This is a genomic window from Arenibacter lacus, from assembly GCF_008711145.1.
Lineage (GTDB): Bacteria > Bacteroidota > Bacteroidia > Flavobacteriales > Flavobacteriaceae > Arenibacter > Arenibacter amylolyticus.
The window spans coordinates 1-1,147 of record NZ_VVIN01000178.1 but is presented as its reverse complement, the minus strand read 5'-3'; the positions used below and the strand labels follow the sequence as shown (position 1 = coordinate 1,147).

Annotated in this window: 1 protein-coding gene; it reads left to right on the top strand. The window is 41.8% G+C overall.

What is annotated here, in order from left to right; genetic code table 11:
- Positions 1 to 784 (top strand): class I SAM-dependent rRNA methyltransferase (locus F1E73_RS17025; protein ID WP_150452665.1); only part of this gene is annotated, 784 nt, incomplete at its 5' end.
- Between the last annotated feature and the right edge of the window lie 363 nt (positions 785 to 1,147).

Sequence of the window (1,147 nt, the reverse complement as noted above, 5' to 3'; positions counted from 1 at the left end):
TACTGAACTGCTGATCCAAGAAATTAAGAAGCAATTTGCGTTGGACACCATGGTAGTTCGATTTAGCAGAAAGGTTATGCAGCAGAATCCGTTTGCGTACCAAGAAGGAGCGGTAGTTGGAAATCCACTCCCCGATGAGAAGGTCGTATTTGGAGAGTATGGGGTGCAATTCTACGCCTATACAAAATCTGGCCATAAAACGGGGTTCTTTCTAGATCAAAGACCCAATAGATTATGGGTGCAACAACATTCGGACAAGAAAAAAGTGCTGGATGTATTTAGTTATGTAGGTAGTTTCGGGATTCACGCTTTAAAAGGCAATGCCAAATCATTGACCTCCATAGATATTAGCGCCCCAGCCATGGAAGTAGCGGCCCAAAACATGACCCTCAATGGCATAGACAAATCGAGGTGGACTCCCATAGTCGCCGATGCTTTTATAGCCTTACAAGAACTAATAGATAAGCAAGCGCACTTTGATATTGTTATTATAGATCCGCCTTCCTTCGCCAAACAAGCTAGTGAAGTACCCAGGGCTCTAACACAGTATAAAAGATTGGCCCAGTTGGGTAAAGAGTTAGTAGCAAAGAATGGCACCTTGGTCTTAGGCTCCTGTTCTAGTCGCATTAGCTTGGACGATTTTAAGCAAGCCCACCAGGATGCAGGGATAACCCCTTATAATGGTTGGGAGTTTAAACACACTACCCTGCACGACGAGGACCATCCTATTACCTTTCCGGAAAGCGTCTATTTAAAAACAGTCTTTTATCAAAAAATAGATTAAACCTCCCCTACTACGTCTACTGATTTAAAGCGTTTTGAATTGGAAAATCACTTCTGTAAAATCCCCTTGATTTTCTTGTGCAAGAGGTCAGTTATCGCGTTGGCCATTGCTACAGCTGGCTCCTCTTTCCAAAGGCACACTGTACCTTTGTCTCTCGGCCCTGGGCGAACAAAAGAAACCGACGAAGGAGGTTCATGAATACCTTTAAAAATCAAATAAAACCCATTGATTTGCTACCAAAGTAGAATTAGGCCGCAAACAAAGATTAAAGCTTTTTTAAAATTTACCTTATCTGTAGAATAGGTTTTAAAAGCTCCGAGATCCAGCTTTTTATTTTTCTTAAAAAGCGCGGAGTTTTAAAAC